Genomic DNA, 15,102 nt, shown 5'->3' with positions numbered 1-15,102 from the left:
TTTTGTGCACCGCACCATCGCTTAGCAAGCCGGAGATCAGGCTTCAAATCTCCGTTGACGGCTCGTTAACCCCGACGAAACCGGCACGGCTCATGCTAACCTATCGTTCTGTGTCCGAAACTGCGCCGCGCCGGGGGGCCGTGCCCGCATTGAGTCAACGAGGCTGTCGTTTGCCGATGACTGCATTTTTCCGTCGTGGACTGGCTGGCCTGCTTATGCTGGCGGTGGTCGCCCTGTCGCCATCGCCGTGGTCGGCGCCGCTGGTCGCTCAGTCTTCGGACAATGCGCGATACGCTGCGGTGGTGGTCGATGCGGCGTCCGGCGAGGTGCTCTTCGCCCGTCACGCCGACAGCCGCCGCTACCCGGCTTCCATCACCAAGGTGATGACCCTGTATCTGACGTTCGAAGCTCTGACCGAAGGCCGGGTCAAGCTGGACGACGTGCTGACCATCTCGCCGCGTGCCGCCTCACAGCCGCCTTCAAAGCTCGGCCTGGCCGCCGGTCAGACGATCAGTCTGGACGACGCCATGCGCGCGACGGCAGTCCGCAGTGCCAATGACATGGCCGTGGCTATCGCCGAACATATCGCCGGGTCCGAGGCTCGGTTCACCGCCCTGATGACGCTGAAGGCCGAAGAGCTGGGCATGACCCAGACGCGCTACGTCAATGCCAACGGCCTGCCTGACAGCCGCCAGCTGACGTCTGCACGCGATCTCGCCATCCTCAGCCGCGCCATCATGCGCGATTTCCCGCAGTACTACCGCTATTTCGGCCTGCATGACTGGGCCTACAACGGCCGGGACTATCGCAACACCAACGGTCTGCTGGCAGCCAACAGTGGCTATGACGGCATCAAGACGGGCTACACCAACGCCTCCGGCTACAACCTCGCCGCTTCAGCCGTGCGCGACGGCAAGCGGCTGGTGGCGATCGTTCTCGGTGGTCGGTCCAGCGCCACCCGCAACGCCCACCTGGCCGAGCTGATGGACGTCGGCTTCGAGATCCAGAACCGCCGCGCCAACGGCGAACGCATCGCGGTGGCGCAGGTCGTCTTCGAACAACGTGGCTTCGGCATCGGCCCCGATAATTCCAGCCCCGTGACCTATGCCTCGGTTCAGTCCGAAGACGGCGAGCCGACGGCCCCGCCCTCCGGTGTGGCCTATACCGCCGCCACGCTGACGACGCCTGCGCCCACCCGTGTGAGACCCGCCCCCTCTCAGCGCGGAACAGGCGGCGGCGATGTCACGGCGGCTCTCAACGGTGGAACGGGTTCGGCAGCACCGCCTGCCCGCCGCTCGGCCGCGCCCGCGCCTGCCCGCACGCCCGCCGCTGCTCCTCGCGCGCCGGCTGGCCGCTGGACCGTCCAGGTGGGTGCGTTCCGCGACGAAGGTGTCGCGCGTGACTGGCTGACCGAAGTCAACCGTCGCTTCCGCCCGCAGTTCGCAGGGGCGGAGCGTCTGGTCCATACGGCGGACGGCTGGTACCGATCCCGCTTCACCGGCATGACCGAGGACGCCGCCCGAGCCGCCTGCGCTGCGCTGGAGGCGCGGCGACTGGATTGCACGGTCGTCCGCCCGTGAACAAACAATCCTCCCCCGCACGGCGCGAGGGAGGATGCCGCTACTCAGCCCAGCGGGGCTTGCGCTTGTCGAGGAAGGCGCGAACGCCCTCCTGGCCTTCAACGGACACGCGGGCGCGGGCGATCCGCTTGGCGGTCTCTTCCATCAGCCCGTGGTCGATCTTCTTGCCGGCCACGTCGTGGACCAGCCGTTTGGCGTCGCCCATGGCCCCCGGTGCATTCTGGCTGAGGCTGTCGGTCAGCATGGAGATGAACTCGTCCATCGACCCTTCGGGCAGAACCATGTCGATCAGGCCGGCATGGGCCGCATAGTCGGCGTCGAAGATGTTGGCGGTCAGAAACAGTTGCCGCGCGCGGCGACTGCCGACGGCCTCCACGACATAGGGGGCGATCGTTGCCGGGATCAGGCCCAGTTTGACCTCGGAAAAGGCGAACCGCGTCCCCTCGACGGCCACGGCCATGTCGCAGGCCGCCACGATCCCCGCGCCGCCCCCCATCGCAGAGCCCTCGACCAGCGCGACCGTCAGGGCCGGCACATCGTGCAGCGCCTTCAGCATCCTGGCCAAGCCCATGGCATCGTCGCGGTTGTCCCCCTCGCTCCAGTCGGCGGCGTCCCGCATCCAGGACAGGTCCGCCCCGGCGCTGAACGTCCCGCCCGCTCCGCGCAGGAAGACAACGCGCACATTGTCCGCTCCATGCAGGGTCTCGAACGCCTCATAAAGAGCCGCAATGGTGGCGGCATCGAAGGCATTCTTCTTCTGCGGCCGATTGATGGTGATGAAGACCACCCCGTCCGGCGTCGCCTCGATCCGCACCAGGTCGTCATTCGCATCCGGGGCCGGATCGGCCACGAGGGGATGGGCGATGGCGTTGATCTCGGCCGCCTCTGCGTCCGTGATGTCCAGGGCGTCTTCAGGCTTGATGGGATCGGTCATGGGGTCTCCGGATGGGGCTGCTCAAACGGTGGGGCCGAACGAGACGGCCGAGGGGTCGCACGATCGGCGACCAGCGGGCAAGCCATCTAACGTGCCGGCTGCTCAGCCGTTGCCTTGGGGTGTCGCCGGCACCGTCTTCTCTCGCCGGGGAAGAAGGGGCTAAACAAGCGCATGATTCAGACCCAGACCCCCAACGTCCGAGTGATCCGCAGCCCTCGCGGTCCCGAGCGGTCCGCCCGCACCTGGGCTGCAGAAGCGGCGATGCGGATGCTGATGAACAACCTCGATCCCGAGGTGGCCGAAAGGCCAGAGGATCTGGTCGTCTATGGCGGCATCGGCAAGGCAGCCCGCGACTGGGCCAGTTTCGACCGCATCGTCGCCGAACTGCAGACCCTGGCCCCGGACGAGACCCTGCTGATCCAGTCGGGCAAGCCGGTCGGCGTGTTCCGTACTCACGAGGATGCGCCCCGCGTTCTGATCGCCAACTCCAACCTCGTGCCCAAATGGGCGACCTGGGACCATTTCAACGAGCTCGATCGCAAGGGTCTGATGATGTACGGCCAGATGACGGCCGGATCCTGGATCTACATCGGCACCCAGGGGATCGTTCAGGGCACCTATGAGACCTTCATGGAGGCGGCCCGCCAGCACTGGGGCGGGGATGCCGCCGGCAAATGGATTCTGACGGCCGGTCTGGGCGGCATGGGCGGGGCCCAGCCGCTGGCAGCGACCATGGCCGGGGCCTCCTGCCTGGCCATCGAATGTCAGCGCAGCCGGATCGAGATGCGCCTGCGGACCCGCTATCTCGACGTCATGGCCGAAACCCTCGATGAGGCGATGGCCCTGATCGCGGACGCCGGTCGAACCGGAAAGCCGATATCTGTCGGGCTGTTGGCCAATGCGGCTGAAGTTCTGCCTGAAATGGTCCGGCGCGGTATCCGCCCCGATCTGGTGACCGACCAGACCAGCGCCCACGATCTGGTCAACGGCTATCTGCCCGCCGGGTGGAGCGTGGCCGACTGGGAGGAAAAGCGCGTTTCCGACCCCGCTGCGGTCGAGGCGGCTGCGCGGCAGTCCTGTGCCGTCCACGTCCGGGCCATGCTGGACTTCCAGGCGATGGGCATTCCCGTCACCGACTATGGCAACAACATCCGCCAGGTCGCCTTTGACGAAGGCGTCACCGGTGCCTTCGACTTCCCCGGGTTCGTGCCCGCCTATATCCGCCCGCTGTTCTGCCGCGGCATCGGCCCCTTCCGCTGGGCCGCCCTCACCGGCGATCCGGACGACATCAGGAAGACCGACGCTGCGATGAAGCGGCTGTTCCCCGACAACGCCGGTCTGCACCGCTGGCTGGACATGGCCGGAGAACGCATTGCATTTCAGGGCCTTCCAGCCCGCATTTGCTGGATTGGATTGGGTGATCGTCACCGCGCCGGCCTGATGTTCAACGACATGGTGGCCTCGGGCGAACTCAGCGGACCCATCGTCATCGGCCGCGATCACCTGGACTCCGGTTCTGTCGCCAGTCCGAACCGCGAGACCGAGGCCATGATGGACGGCTCCGACGCCGTCTCCGACTGGCCCCTGCTCAACGCCCTTTTGAACACCGCTTCAGGGGCCAGCTGGGTCTCGCTGCATCACGGCGGCGGCGTCGGCATGGGCTATTCCCAGCATTCCGGCGTCGTCATCGTCGCCGACGGCACGCCTGAGGCCGCCCGCCGCCTCGAGCGCGTTCTCTGGAACGACCCCGCCACCGGCGTCATGCGCCATGCGGACGCCGGATATGACATCGCCCGCCAGGCCTCGCGCGAGCACGGCCTGAACCTGCCCAGCCTGAGGACCCCATGACCCAACTCACGCTAGGCCAATCCCCCCTGACCCTGAAACAGCTTCGCGCGGTTCTGGATGGGCCCGTCTCCATCGCCCTCACCCCCGAGGCCTGGTCCGACGTGGAGCGCGGGGCCGCCACCGTGGCCGCCATCGTCGCCGAGGGGCGCACCGTCTATGGCGTGAACACCGGTTTTGGCCTCCTGGCCAATACCTCGATCGCGACGTCGGATCTGGAGACCCTGCAACGCAATCTGGTCCTCAGCCATGCCTGCGGCGTCGGCCCGCTTCTGCCCGATAACGTCACCCGCCTGATGATGGTGCTCAAGATCGCCTCTCTGTCGCGCGGGGCCTCGGGCATTCGCCGCCAGACGCTCGACGCCCTGATCGCCCTGCTGGAAGCCGATATCCTGCCCTGCGTGCCATCCAAGGGATCGGTCGGCGCCTCCGGCGACCTGGCCCCCCTCGCCCACATGTCCTGCGTCCTGATCGGCGTCGGCGAGGCGCGGCAGAACGGTGAGGTGCTGGACGCCGAGGTCGCCTTGGCCCGCGCGGGCCTGACCCCGCTGACCCTGGGGCCCAAAGAGGGCCTCGCCCTGTTGAACGGCACCCAGTGCTCGACGGCCCTGGCGCTCGCCGGCCTTTTCGCGACCGAGGCCGTGTTCGCCGCCGCGATCGCGGCCGGTGCGCTGTCGGTCGATGCCCTGAAGGGTTCGGATGCCCCATTTGATGCGCGCATCCACGCCCTGCGCGGTCAGCCCGGACAGATCGCCGTGGCCTCGACCCTGCGCCAGCTGATGAGCGGTAGCGCCATTCGAGACAGCCACCGCGAGGGCGACTCCAAGGTGCAGGATCCCTACTCCCTGCGCTGCCAGCCCCAGGTGATGGGGGCGGCGCTGGACGTCATCGCCTCAGCCGCCGCGACACTGCAGCGCGAAGCCAACGCCGTCACCGACAATCCGTTGGTCTTCTTTGAGGACGGCGACGTGTTGTCGGGCGGGAACTTTCACGCCGAACCCGTTGCTTTCGCAGCTGATCAGCTGGCGATGGTTCTGTGTGAGATCGGCAATATCTCCGAACGTCGCACGGCCATTCTGGTCGATCCGAAAATGAGCGAGCTTCCGGCGTTTCTGGTTCGGGAATCCGGCTTGAACTCCGGCTTCATGATCGCCCAGGTGACGGCTGCCGCCTTGGTCGCTGAAAACCGGATGCTGGCCCATCCGTGCAGCGTCGACACCGTCCCGACCAGCGCCAATCAGGAAGACCATGTCAGCATGGCCACCCACGGTGCGCGGCGCCTGCTGGACATGGCCGAGAACACCGCGACCGTGGTGGGCATCGAGCTTTTGGCCGCGGCCCAGGGGATCGAATTCCATCGCCCCCTGACCACCTCGCCCAGCCTGGAGGCCATCTTTGCCATCGTGCGCGAAGCGGCCGCCGCCTATGGCAGCGACCATTATTTCGCACCCGACATCGCGCGGGCGACCGATGGCGTCCGCACAGGTCGATACCGGCCTTATGCAGACGCCCTTTTGCCGTCGGCCAGCTGACAGATCAGGCGGCGTCGATCGTGGCGATGCACTCGGCGCGCACCGTGGCCGGCGGCGACGACCGCATCAGTTCCGGGTCCGATGTCCAGGCGGCGACGTATTCGGCGACGGCATTGGTAATGTCTTCTTCCGACATGCCTTCCTGCTCACCTGCCAGCATCAGCAGTTCGAAAATCTTCAGCGAGTCGTCTTCGTCGACCGTCTGACCGTCCATTTCCATGGCGATGTCCGCCGCCATGCAGATGGCCAGGTATTGGAAGATGCCGTCCTCACCGCCGGACGAAGACGGCGCTACGGGCGCCGTACCGTTGGCCAGGGTCAGGGTATAGGCCCCGGTTTCGCCCGCCTCCAGGCTGTTGGCGCGGATAAACCAGGTGCCGCCGGTATCCGTCTTGAAGACCAACTGAGAGTCCAGGCCGTCCGGACCGTCGTCATTGGCTTCCGTGGCATCGACGGCGCAGTTCCGGCCCTGACCCACGGCGACGAACGCGTCGAACGCGCTCGACTTGTAATCGACCTGATACCAGGACCCCGCCTGGGCCTGGAAGACGTAGCAGTCATAGCTACTGTCGTCGGTCGAAAGCTTGGGATCGCTGGCGGAAAGGCTGCCGTTCACGGTCTGGCCGACGCGGATATTGCTCTGGGCACTGGCGGCACCCGCAGCGGCCAGGGTCGCGGCGGCGGCCGAAGCGGCCAGCAGGAGGGAAGCGTAGCGCATCAAGGGTCCTTTTCGGACGATGTCCGAGCTAAATGCTGTGGAGTTGGTGGAAAGCGCGGCCTGGATCAGGCTGCGTCGATCGTGTCGAGGCACTGCTGGCGCACGCTCGCCGGGGGCGACGACTGCAACAGCGAGGCATCGGCCAGCCAGGCCGCCGCGTAACCAGCCACGACCTCGGCCATCTGGTCTTCGGTCCGGCCTGTGTTCTGGCCCGCCAGCATCAACAGGTCGAAAATCTTCTCGGTGCCCACCTCGCGTTCCGGCGTAGACTCCACCCCTTGCTGGGTCTCGACGATATCGGCCGCCATGCACAGAGCCAGGAAGTTGAACACCTGTTCGGCGGCTTCGTCCTGGGCCACCGCAGGCGCGACCACGGCTGTCGAGACCGGCATCGCAGCGGCGGTCATCGGCGCAGCGGCCAGAGCGAACGGCGCGAGAGCCGCGATGAAGAGGCGAGTCATGGGTCGAAATCCTGCGAGGCCGTAGCCGGTTGAAACATCATCGTTCCGGTGGCCGCAGGTTCCTGCGTTTCCCCCCACCTTCCATATCCCCGATACACGGAAATCAGGCTTTGTGCATCTGACGACGCCTGACGGACGAATGCCGTCAGGGCTTGCGGCTGACCGTCAGGGCGTAGGGGCCCGTTTCCGCCTGTCCGAAAGTCCCTGCCCGCACGACGTAGGTGCCGTCATCCGGCACTTCCCACTCCACCTTAGCATGGGTGTCCGACAGGCTATCGTCGTCGCTGGCCAGAACCTCGATCTCTTCACCGCCGTTTTCGCGTCCCACGATCAGGAACGCGTCCACGCTATTGGAAACCATGGTGAAAATCAGAGTCTCGCCCGCCTTCGCCTCGAACCCATAGGCGTCGTAAAAGCTGCCGTCCGGTGCCATGGCGTCCGTGTCGGTCAGGCTTCCTCGCGCGGTCTCTCCCACCAGAACGCTCCCGGCCACGGGCTGCGGCCCGCGATCGATCAACTCAATGGAATACAGACCATCGCTCTGGGTCACGAGCGGCGATGCCCGCACCACATAGCTCCCGGTCGTCGGGAGGGTGAATGTCAGGCGCGAGTCCGTCCCCTGGCCCAGACCATCGTCGTCGCTGGCCAGTTCGCTGAACTCGCCGTCAGCCGATGAGATCGCCAGAAAGGCGTCGAAATCGCCCGACCGCATGATCACTTGAACCCGCTGACCTTCCACACCATCGAATCGATAGGTGTCGAAGCCCCGCTCCTGGTCGTCGGTCGGATCCTCGGCGTCGATCTCGCCCTGGATCGTCGCGCCATAGGCCAGGGCCTCGGGCACGCGCTCGGGCGGAGCTTCGGACATGACCAGCGAATAGGCACCCGCTCCCCCGTCCGCAAAGGCACGGACCTCGACCACATAGCTGCCGTCCGCTGGCAGGGTGTGGGTCAGACGCGAGTTCGTCCCCTGGCCCGCGCCGTCGTCGTCCTCGACCAGGGCCGTGCGGACACCGTTCGCGTCCTGGAACAGCTGCAGATAGGTGTCGAAATCGTCCGACGACACGCCGATCCGCACCCGCTGACCCGCCGTCCCGGTGAAGCGGTAGGCGTCGGCGCGCGAGCCGGTCTCGTTCAGCGCATCCCCCTCATCCAGCTCGCCTTCAACCGTGTCGCCGATCGCGATGGGAACGGCCTCGACCGGCGGCGGGCCTTCCAGCAGCGACAGGGTGTAGTCGCCTCCCCCTTCGCCGCCCAAGGCGGTCGCGCGGATGACATACTCACCCGCTGTCGGCAGGGTGAAGACCAGTCGCGCGTTCAGCGTGTCAGCGAAGTCGTCGTTATAGGCCAGCTCGGCGAACTCGCCGTCCGCCATTCGTCCGACCGACACGACCGGGTCGAAGGCCTCGCTGTCCAAGGCAATCGTGAACCGGTCGCCTGCGGCTCCGCGGAAGGAAAAGTGGTCGAAGCGCACACCCTCTTCGGTCTCGGGGTCCCGCGACCCCAGACTGCCGCGCAGGGTCTGCCCTACGCGGATCGAGGTCGGCCGTGGCAGGCGCGGCGGTGCCGCGCGCTGGGCCAGGGACAGACTGTAGGCTCCGCCTTCCAGGCCGCTGAGGGTTCGTGCCCGCAGAACATAGGTGCCCGCTCGCTCGGGCGTGAAGCGCAGCCGCGAGTTCAGTCCCTCGCCCAGGCCGTCGTCGTCACTGGCCAAAGGTTGTCCCTCGGCACCGTCGGCGTAGATTTCCAGATAGCTGTCGAACACGTCCGACCGCATCACCGCCTCCAGCCGCTGCCCGGCGCGCGCGGTAAAGCGATAGTCTTCATAGCGGAAGCCGCCGTCCGGATCGGTCGCATCCTGGTCCGTCAGCGTGGCGTCTACCTGTCCGCCGATTCTGAGGGTCGGCGCAGTCTGGGCCAATGCCGAACCGGCTCCCAGTCCAAGCGCCATCGCACAGGTGGCAGCCAGCAGTGTCGAACGTCGCATCGAAATCCCCTGAGGTTCTGCGCCATGATAGACGCGCAACCGTGTCGTCTGTAAATCGCCCAGCAGTATTCGATTCCTGACGAAGGGCTACGCGATGACGGCCAAGGGCACTCAGGCGAGCCTGATCGACGGCAAGGGCTTTGCCGCTGGCCTGGTTCAGCGCGTCGCCGCCGCCGCCGAACGGCTGCAACAGGCGCATGGCGTGCAGCCGGGACTGGCCGTCGTTATCGTCGGTGACGACCCCGCCAGCCGCATCTATGTCCGCAACAAGGGCGAGCGCACGCGCGAAGCGGGCATGCGCTCCGACACCCACACCCTGCCGGACACGACGACCCAGGCAGAACTGCTGTCCCTGATCGCCGCGCTGAACGCGGACGCCGCCATCCATGGCATCCTGGTCCAGCTTCCCCTGCCCGCCCATATCAATGCCACGGCCGTGCTGGATGCCATCGACCCGGACAAGGACGTGGATGGGTTTCACGTCGTCAATGCGGGCCGCCTGGCCGTGGGCCTTCCCGGTCTGGTGCCCTGCACCCCCCTGGGCTGTTCGCTGCTGCTGAAGGCGGAACTTGGGGACCTGTCGGGTTTGCACGCCGTCGTCCTGGGCCGCTCCAACATTGTCGGCAAGCCGATGGCGCAACTGCTGCTGGCCGAGAACTGCACCGTCACCATCGCCCATTCCCGCACCGCTGACCTGCCGAGCCTGTGCCGCTCGGCCGACATTCTGGTCGCGGCCGTCGGTCGCCCCGAAATGGTGCGCGGCGACTGGATCAAGCCCGGCGCGACCGTGATCGACGTGGGGATCAACCGCGTGCCCAGCCGTGATCCCCTGAAGGCGGCAGCAGGCGGGACCCGCGTTGTGGGCGATGTGGCCTTCGACGAGGCGGTCGCGGTGGCCGGAAGGATCACCCCCGTGCCCGGCGGCGTGGGCCCCATGACCATCGCCTGCCTGCTGGCCAATACCTACGCCGCTGCCTGTCGCTCCATCGGGGTCGCACCGGAACCTTTCGACGGCGCGTGAGACAAGTTTTCAAGGGATCGGCACAGCATAGGCTGGCACCGGTTTAAGGTGGTTTGGTCATCCCCGATCGGGACTGAGTGGACCGAGTGGACTCTGTTTTTCACACTGCGCAGACCGGGTCAGGTTCGGGCTTGAACGGCGCTGGTGCACACCCGATAGTGGCTACGAAAGCCGCGCATCCGACGCGGCGTCAGGAGGGGCTGATGATCCGTTTCAACAACAGCACGATCGCCGTGGCCGCCGTGGTCGTCATGGTTCCGGCGCTCGCTGGCTGCGGCGTCAATGCGATCCCGACCAAGGAAGAGGCGGCCAAGGCGCGCTGGGCCGATGTCCAGGCCCAGTATCAGCGCCGCGCCGACCTGATCCCCAACCTGGTCGCCACGGTTCAGGCCGCCGCGATCCAGGAGCGCACCACCCTGACTGCCGTGATCGAGGCCCGCGCCCGGGCCACCAGTATCCAGATCACCCCCGAGACTCTGAACGATCCCGCCGCCTTCGCCCAGTACCAGGCGGCTCAGGGACAGCTCAGCCAGGCGCTGTCGCGACTGCTGCTGACGGTCGAAGCCTATCCGCAGCTCCAGTCCAATCAGAATTTTATCGCCCTGCAATCGCAGTTGGAGGGCACCGAGAACCGCATCGCCGTGGCGCGCCGCGACTACAACGAGGCCGTGCAGGACTATAACACCACCCTGCGCACCTTCCCGACCGTCCTTTGGGCCAACACCATCCATGGCGGGTCCGAACCGATGCAGTTGTTCACCGCGACGGCAGAGGCACAGGCCGCGCCGACGGTCAGCTTCAATCTCGAGGGCGGTGCCCAGCCGGCCCCCGCTCCCGCACCTGCCACGTCGGCTCAGTGACGCCAGTGCAAAAGCCGGTTGGGTTCGGGGCGTCGGCAGTCCTGGCGGCCCTGCTGTGGCTGCTGGCCTGTCTGCCGGCCCTGGCCCAACCCGATTTCCCAGCCCTGACCGGGCGGGTTGTCGATCAGGCCCGCCTGCTTAGCGACGCCAAGGAAGCTGAGCTGACTGCCGTTCTCGCGAAACTGGAAGAGGACACCGGCGATCAGGTTGTCGTGGTCACCGTCAACAGCCTCCAGGATTATGCCATCGAGGATTACGGCTATCAGTTGGGCCGGGCCTGGGGCATCGGCCAACAGGAAAATGACGGCGGCGTCCTGCTCATCGTGGCACCGACCGAGCGCAAGGTCCGGATCGAGGTGGGTTATGGGCTTGAGCCCATACTGACCGATGCCCTGTCTGCACTGATCATTCACAATCAGATTCTGCCGGCCTTCCGCGTCGGCGGCTATGAGCGGGGAATCACCGAAGGCGTCCAGGCCATCGATGCCCAGCTTCGCCTTGATCCGGCAGAAGCCCAGGCCAGGGCGGCAGCTGCCCAGGCCGCCCCCGCAGATTTCCCCATTGGTCCGGCCCTGGTCGTGGGCGTCGTCTTCTTTCTGCTGTTCCTGGCCCTGATTGGCGCGACCGTGGGAGGAAAGGGCCGTCGCCGAGCAAGCGGTGATGCGGCCGGAATCCTGCTCTGGATCGCGGCAGAGGCCCTGAAGTCCGGCAGCAGCGGCCGCGGCGGCGGCTTTGGCGGCGGTGGGTTCGGCGGCGGCGGCTTTCGGGGCGGTGGCGGCAGTTTCGGTGGCGGTGGAGCGTCGGGCGGATGGTGATGCGCGTGACACCCGATGACCACGCCCTTGTCGTGGCGGCCATTGCCGAGGCCGAAAGCCGGACCTCCGGCGAAATCTTCTGCGTCATGGCAAAAAGGGTCTCGTCCTACCGGGATGTCTCCTTGGCCTGGGCGGCGGCGGCAGCCCTCTTGCTGCCTCTCGGATTGATCCCGCTGGGCTTCGAGGGGGCCTGGCTTCCAGGCGTCAGTGGCAATTGGGAAGCCGCACACCTGGCGGCGCGCGATGCGACGGTCGGCGCGGCCATTTCGACCTATGCTCTGATCCAGTCCGTCACCTTCCTGGCCGTCTTCGGCCTCACGTCGATTCCCATGATCCGGCGCTGGGTTACGCCGGCTGGTGTGCGTCGAAGCCGTGTTCGCCGGGCCGCGCTCCATCAGTTTCTGGCCCATGGCCTGCATGTCACCGAGGCGCGCACCGGCGTGATGATCTTTGCGGCCCTCAGCGATCATCAGGTCGAGATCATCGCCGACAAGGGTATCTTCGAGAAGGTCGATGCCGATGTGTGGGCCAAGGCCTGTGCAGCCCTGGTCCGGGAAATGCGTGACAATCGTCCCGTCAGCGGTTTCCAGCAGGCGATCGCCCTCTGCGGTGGCGTCCTGGCGGAGCATTTCCCGCCAAGGGCCAACAACCCTAACGAGGTCGTCGATCGTCTGGTCGTGATCTGATTTTGCCGGATTTCAGACTACCGATTGCCGGGGCGGAGGGCTAAACCGCCGCCATGGCTCGCCTGCTCACTTATAATGTACACCGCTGCGTCGGCGTTGATCGTCAACTGGACGTGGCCCGCATCGTAGCGGTCATTGCGGAATATGAGCCCGACATCGTCTGTCTTCAGGAGTTAGACGTCGGCCGCGCCCGCACCGGCCACGTCGATCAGGCCCAGACCATCGCGGACGGCCTTTCGATGAGCGTCCACTTCAACGCCGCCATGCGGGTTGAAGCCGAGCTTTATGGCGATGCCATCCTGACCCCTCACCCCGAACGTCTGATCAAGGTCGGGCCCTTGCCCACGCTGAAGGGGGTGCCCGGCCTGGAGCCACGAGGGGCACTGTGGGCGGCGATCGACCTGGGCGCGGCGACGGTCAATGTGGTCACGACCCATCTGGGTCTGGTCCCGCGTGAGCAGCGACTTCAGGCCAAGGCTCTGGTTGGACCGGACTGGCTGGGGCATCCCGACTGTGTTGGGGCCACGATCCTGACCGGGGACTTCAACGCCACCTCGATCACCCGCCCTTACCAGACCCTGGTCAGGCGCCTGGACGATGCCCAGACCCGTCTGGGCCTGAAGCCCACGCTCAAGACCTTTCCATCCAGTTTTCCGGCCATCCGGATCGATCACTGCTTCGTCAGCCCCGACATCCGGGTCACCGCCGCTCGAGCGCCGTTCTCGCCTCTGGCCCGGATGGCTTCAGATCATCTGCCGCTGATCATCGACTTCGAGGTTGAAGCGGCCTGAGGCCGCTGGGACCGGTTGCGACGTTTCCAGGGACGCCATGCGTCGTCAGCCGACGTCGGATCGCCTAACTGCCATTCTGCGATGAACTGTTCGCCCGATGAAGGTGGCTCAGCACCCAGCGGCTGCATTCGCCCGGTATCGAACTGCGTAATGGCCCGCCCAACCGAGCCGGTCACAGCTTCGGCCGCTTCGAAGACCTCGGGATCGACGCCGATGAAATGACCGATGGACCGATGACGATAGCGCCGGATGGCCGCCCGCCCCGCTTCGTCGGCCGGTTCCGCAGCGACATCGCATTCTGTGTCCAGGCCAAAGGACCGATTGTTGAGATTGGTGGAGCCAATGCGGATCAGCTGATCGTCGATAACCGTCAGCTTGGCATGCACGATGATCCGCTTTCCCTGCTTCGTCAGGGGGGCGAACGCAAAGAAGCGATTATGAACATCCGCGCTTTCCAGGCGGTAGAGGACCTCCGATCGCGCGGTATCCATGGTCAGCCGGTCGAACCAGCTGGGGCTGGTGCCGGTCGAGACCAGCACGATTTCAGGGCCATCGGGCTCAGCCAGGCGCTCTGCCAGGGCTGCAGCGATACGGGGCGAGGTGAAGTACTGGTTTTCGAAGTAGATCAGCCGCTTGGCGCGTCGAATGGCTTCCAGATGAAGCGCCTCGTTCTCCCGGACCTCTGGTCTTCCGGCCGCTCGCGGCTCGGTTCGCGCGATGCCGACCGGCACATCGATCAGGTCAGGCTCAACCCCGTCCGGCCACGGATCGGAAGCCACCGTGTCAGGGCGGGTCCGTTCCCACGTCGATCGGAACCAGCGCTCGCGGGCCAGATCTCCCAGAGCCCTCGCCGCCGCCCCGTCCATCACGGACATGACTTCGTGCCGCGGCGCGCACACCAGTCCCGACGGCTGACACCGCCGGGGATCGTCATCCAGGTGAGCACTGGAATCCCAGCGGTCAGTTGAAATGTCTCCGCCCCCGCAGAAGGCTACCGCGTCGTCGATCACGACCACTTTCTGGTGATGGCAGGCGCCGATGGGCCCTGGCTGGTCCAGCCGAAACTCCACCATCCGCTTGCGGAACCAGCGCTGCGCCTTGTGCGGATAGAAGCCTTGGGAAGCGGCGATCAGGACCGGCGAATTCCAGATCAGCAGGCGCACATCCAGGTCCGGGCGGGTCTTCACCAGCAGGCGAAGCTGATGCCCGATCTCGGCCTGGCGATCGCCTGCACGGGTCTCCGGATCCAACCGCGTGCGCGGGTCGAACTGCCATCCCAGTATGACGATGCTGCGCTGAGCCTTGGCGATGGCCGAAGAAAGAGCGTCGAAATAGGCTTCATTTTCCATGAGCATGGCAAATCGACCGGCCGTTTCCACGCGCCAGCAGGTCCCGCCGCTCAGCAGCCGGTTATCCGGATCGATCTCGTCGCCCATAATGTGTCTGGCCCACCCTCGCCGCGTGACGTGCGGTCGCGCGCTAGCCACAAGCGCACCGACCCCCTCTTGCGTTCCACATGTCTAGCATGGGCGGCAATGGTGACGCTTTGTTCATGTTGGGGTCGATTGTCTTGATCGCCGTTCTCAGGCATAAAGCCCAGGTCGAGACAGGGGAGATCGGCGATGCAGGCGCTGATCGAGTTCATCGCGGGTTTCATTGCCCTTCTGGCTGCCGCCGTGCTGTCGCAGTTCGGCGTCGACTCCGATCAGCCGCGCCGTCAACAGGAACGCGAAGTTCACCGTGTTCGCGACTGCCCGGACACGCCCTCCGCAGCTGTGCTGGTCGCCTCGCGCCGCGACTGTTGAGCGCTTAGCGCGCGTAACATCGCGACAATCCCCCGTTACTGTGCCGATTCACCGGCTGTCGCCTTTG

Annotated in this window: 14 protein-coding genes; 9 read left to right on the top strand and 5 right to left on the bottom strand. The window is 66.1% G+C overall.

Going from position 1 to position 15,102, the window contains the following annotated elements:
* The first annotated feature begins 176 nt into the window (after nucleotides 1–176).
* Entirely contained in the window at nucleotides 177–1,580 is a 1,404-nt protein-coding gene (locus JIP62_RS01635; RefSeq protein WP_201103227.1) for a D-alanyl-D-alanine carboxypeptidase family protein, read from the top strand.
* A gap of 40 nt (nucleotides 1,581–1,620) precedes the next feature.
* On the opposite strand, the gene JIP62_RS01630 is transcribed toward JIP62_RS01635, so the two are convergent.
* Nucleotides 1,621–2,514, bottom strand: a complete 894-nt coding sequence (locus tag JIP62_RS01630; RefSeq protein ID WP_201103226.1) for an enoyl-CoA hydratase-related protein — start codon at nucleotides 2,512–2,514, stop codon at nucleotides 1,621–1,623.
* A 171-nt stretch (nucleotides 2,515–2,685) separates the two neighbouring features.
* Between JIP62_RS01630 and hutU the strand changes: the two genes are divergently transcribed.
* Both hutU and hutH read left to right on the top strand, forming a co-directional pair.
* Nucleotides 2,686–4,362 carry a urocanate hydratase gene (gene hutU / locus JIP62_RS01625; protein ID WP_201103225.1) on the top strand — a complete coding sequence of 559 codons (1,677 nt, stop codon included), beginning with the start codon at nucleotides 2,686–2,688 and terminating at the stop codon, nucleotides 4,360–4,362.
* Nucleotides 4,359–5,891: a histidine ammonia-lyase gene (gene hutH, locus JIP62_RS01620; RefSeq protein WP_201103224.1), complete on the top strand. Its 1,533-nt coding sequence runs from the start codon at nucleotides 4,359–4,361 to the stop codon at nucleotides 5,889–5,891. Before hutU ends, hutH begins: the two co-directional genes overlap by 4 nt.
* Before the next feature lie 4 nt (nucleotides 5,892–5,895).
* Here the strand turns inward: hutH and JIP62_RS01615 are convergent, their stop codons facing one another.
* From JIP62_RS01615 to JIP62_RS01605, 3 genes are all read right to left on the bottom strand, one after another.
* On the bottom strand, nucleotides 5,896–6,609 hold the full coding sequence (locus JIP62_RS01615) for a hypothetical protein (RefSeq protein ID WP_201103223.1): 714 nt from the start codon (nucleotides 6,607–6,609) through the stop codon (nucleotides 5,896–5,898).
* Between the two features lie 65 nt (nucleotides 6,610–6,674).
* Nucleotides 6,675–7,070, bottom strand: a complete 396-nt coding sequence (locus tag JIP62_RS01610; RefSeq protein ID WP_201103222.1) for a hypothetical protein — start codon at nucleotides 7,068–7,070, stop codon at nucleotides 6,675–6,677.
* A gap of 145 nt (nucleotides 7,071–7,215) precedes the next feature.
* Nucleotides 7,216–9,057, bottom strand: coding sequence for a PPC domain-containing protein (locus tag JIP62_RS01605; protein ID WP_201103221.1), 1,842 nt, complete (start codon nucleotides 9,055–9,057; stop codon nucleotides 7,216–7,218).
* Between the two features lie 94 nt (nucleotides 9,058–9,151).
* Between JIP62_RS01605 and JIP62_RS01600 the strand changes: the two genes are divergently transcribed.
* The 5 genes from JIP62_RS01600 to JIP62_RS01580 all read left to right on the top strand — a co-directional run bounded on the left by JIP62_RS01600 (nucleotide 9,152) and on the right by JIP62_RS01580 (nucleotide 13,230).
* Nucleotides 9,152–10,078, top strand: a complete 927-nt coding sequence (locus JIP62_RS01600) for a bifunctional methylenetetrahydrofolate dehydrogenase/methenyltetrahydrofolate cyclohydrolase (RefSeq protein ID WP_201103220.1) — start codon at nucleotides 9,152–9,154, stop codon at nucleotides 10,076–10,078.
* A gap of 203 nt (nucleotides 10,079–10,281) precedes the next feature.
* Nucleotides 10,282–10,938: a LemA family protein gene (locus JIP62_RS01595; protein ID WP_201103219.1), complete on the top strand. Its 657-nt coding sequence runs from the start codon at nucleotides 10,282–10,284 to the stop codon at nucleotides 10,936–10,938.
* A 5-nt stretch (nucleotides 10,939–10,943) separates the two neighbouring features.
* Nucleotides 10,944–11,753 carry a TPM domain-containing protein gene (locus JIP62_RS01590; protein ID WP_230974817.1) on the top strand — a complete coding sequence of 270 codons (810 nt, stop codon included), beginning with the start codon at nucleotides 10,944–10,946 and terminating at the stop codon, nucleotides 11,751–11,753.
* Nucleotides 11,753–12,439 carry a TPM domain-containing protein gene (locus tag JIP62_RS01585; RefSeq protein WP_230974816.1) on the top strand — a complete coding sequence of 229 codons (687 nt, stop codon included), beginning with the start codon at nucleotides 11,753–11,755 and terminating at the stop codon, nucleotides 12,437–12,439. The genes JIP62_RS01590 and JIP62_RS01585 overlap by 1 nt, the downstream gene beginning before the upstream one ends.
* 53 nt (nucleotides 12,440–12,492) lie before the next feature.
* Complete coding sequence (locus JIP62_RS01580; RefSeq protein ID WP_201103216.1) at nucleotides 12,493–13,230, top strand: endonuclease/exonuclease/phosphatase family protein; 738 nt, start codon at nucleotides 12,493–12,495, stop codon at nucleotides 13,228–13,230.
* Here the strand turns inward: JIP62_RS01580 and JIP62_RS01575 are convergent.
* Nucleotides 13,188–14,666 (bottom strand): phospholipase D-like domain-containing protein, encoded by a 1,479-nt coding sequence (locus JIP62_RS01575; protein WP_230974815.1) that lies wholly within the window; start codon nucleotides 14,664–14,666, stop codon nucleotides 13,188–13,190. The two genes, JIP62_RS01580 and JIP62_RS01575, sit on opposite strands and share 43 nt — an antisense overlap.
* A gap of 186 nt (nucleotides 14,667–14,852) precedes the next feature.
* On the opposite strand from JIP62_RS01575, the gene JIP62_RS01570 reads away from it, so the two are divergent.
* Nucleotides 14,853–15,035, top strand: coding sequence for a hypothetical protein (locus JIP62_RS01570; protein ID WP_201103215.1), 183 nt, complete (start codon nucleotides 14,853–14,855; stop codon nucleotides 15,033–15,035).
* Nucleotides 15,036–15,102: the final 67 nt, after the last annotated feature.

The organism is Brevundimonas vitisensis (assembly GCF_016656965.1).
In the GTDB taxonomy this organism is placed as follows: domain Bacteria; phylum Pseudomonadota; class Alphaproteobacteria; order Caulobacterales; family Caulobacteraceae; genus Brevundimonas; species Brevundimonas vitisensis.
Note: the sequence above shows the minus strand (reverse complement) of the source record. Positions and strands in the feature narration are given on the sequence as shown.

What these genes read in the sequence shown, in the direction of transcription:
- JIP62_RS01570 (WP_201103215.1), top strand. Translation starts at nt 14,853, where the DNA reads ATGCAGGCGCTGATCGAGTTCATCGCGGGTTTCATTGCCCTTCTGGCT.
- hutU (WP_201103225.1), top strand. Translation starts at nt 2,686, where the DNA reads ATGATTCAGACCCAGACCCCCAACGTCCGAGTGATCCGCAGCCCTCGC.
- JIP62_RS01630 (WP_201103226.1), bottom strand. Translation starts at nt 2,514, where the DNA reads ATGACCGATCCCATCAAGCCTGAAGACGCCCTGGACATCACGGACGCA.
- JIP62_RS01580 (WP_201103216.1), top strand. Translation starts at nt 12,493, where the DNA reads ATGGCTCGCCTGCTCACTTATAATGTACACCGCTGCGTCGGCGTTGAT.
- JIP62_RS01635 (WP_201103227.1), top strand. Translation starts at nt 177, where the DNA reads ATGACTGCATTTTTCCGTCGTGGACTGGCTGGCCTGCTTATGCTGGCG.
- JIP62_RS01615 (WP_201103223.1), bottom strand. Translation starts at nt 6,609, where the DNA reads ATGCGCTACGCTTCCCTCCTGCTGGCCGCTTCGGCCGCCGCCGCGACC.
- JIP62_RS01595 (WP_201103219.1), top strand. Translation starts at nt 10,282, where the DNA reads ATGATCCGTTTCAACAACAGCACGATCGCCGTGGCCGCCGTGGTCGTC.
- JIP62_RS01605 (WP_201103221.1), bottom strand. Translation starts at nt 9,057, where the DNA reads ATGCGACGTTCGACACTGCTGGCTGCCACCTGTGCGATGGCGCTTGGA.
- JIP62_RS01575 (WP_230974815.1), bottom strand. Translation starts at nt 14,666, where the DNA reads ATGGGCGACGAGATCGATCCGGATAACCGGCTGCTGAGCGGCGGGACC.
- JIP62_RS01600 (WP_201103220.1), top strand. Translation starts at nt 9,152, where the DNA reads ATGACGGCCAAGGGCACTCAGGCGAGCCTGATCGACGGCAAGGGCTTT.
- JIP62_RS01610 (WP_201103222.1), bottom strand. Translation starts at nt 7,070, where the DNA reads ATGACTCGCCTCTTCATCGCGGCTCTCGCGCCGTTCGCTCTGGCCGCT.
- JIP62_RS01585 (WP_230974816.1), top strand. Translation starts at nt 11,753, where the DNA reads ATGCGCGTGACACCCGATGACCACGCCCTTGTCGTGGCGGCCATTGCC.
- hutH (WP_201103224.1), top strand. Translation starts at nt 4,359, where the DNA reads ATGACCCAACTCACGCTAGGCCAATCCCCCCTGACCCTGAAACAGCTT.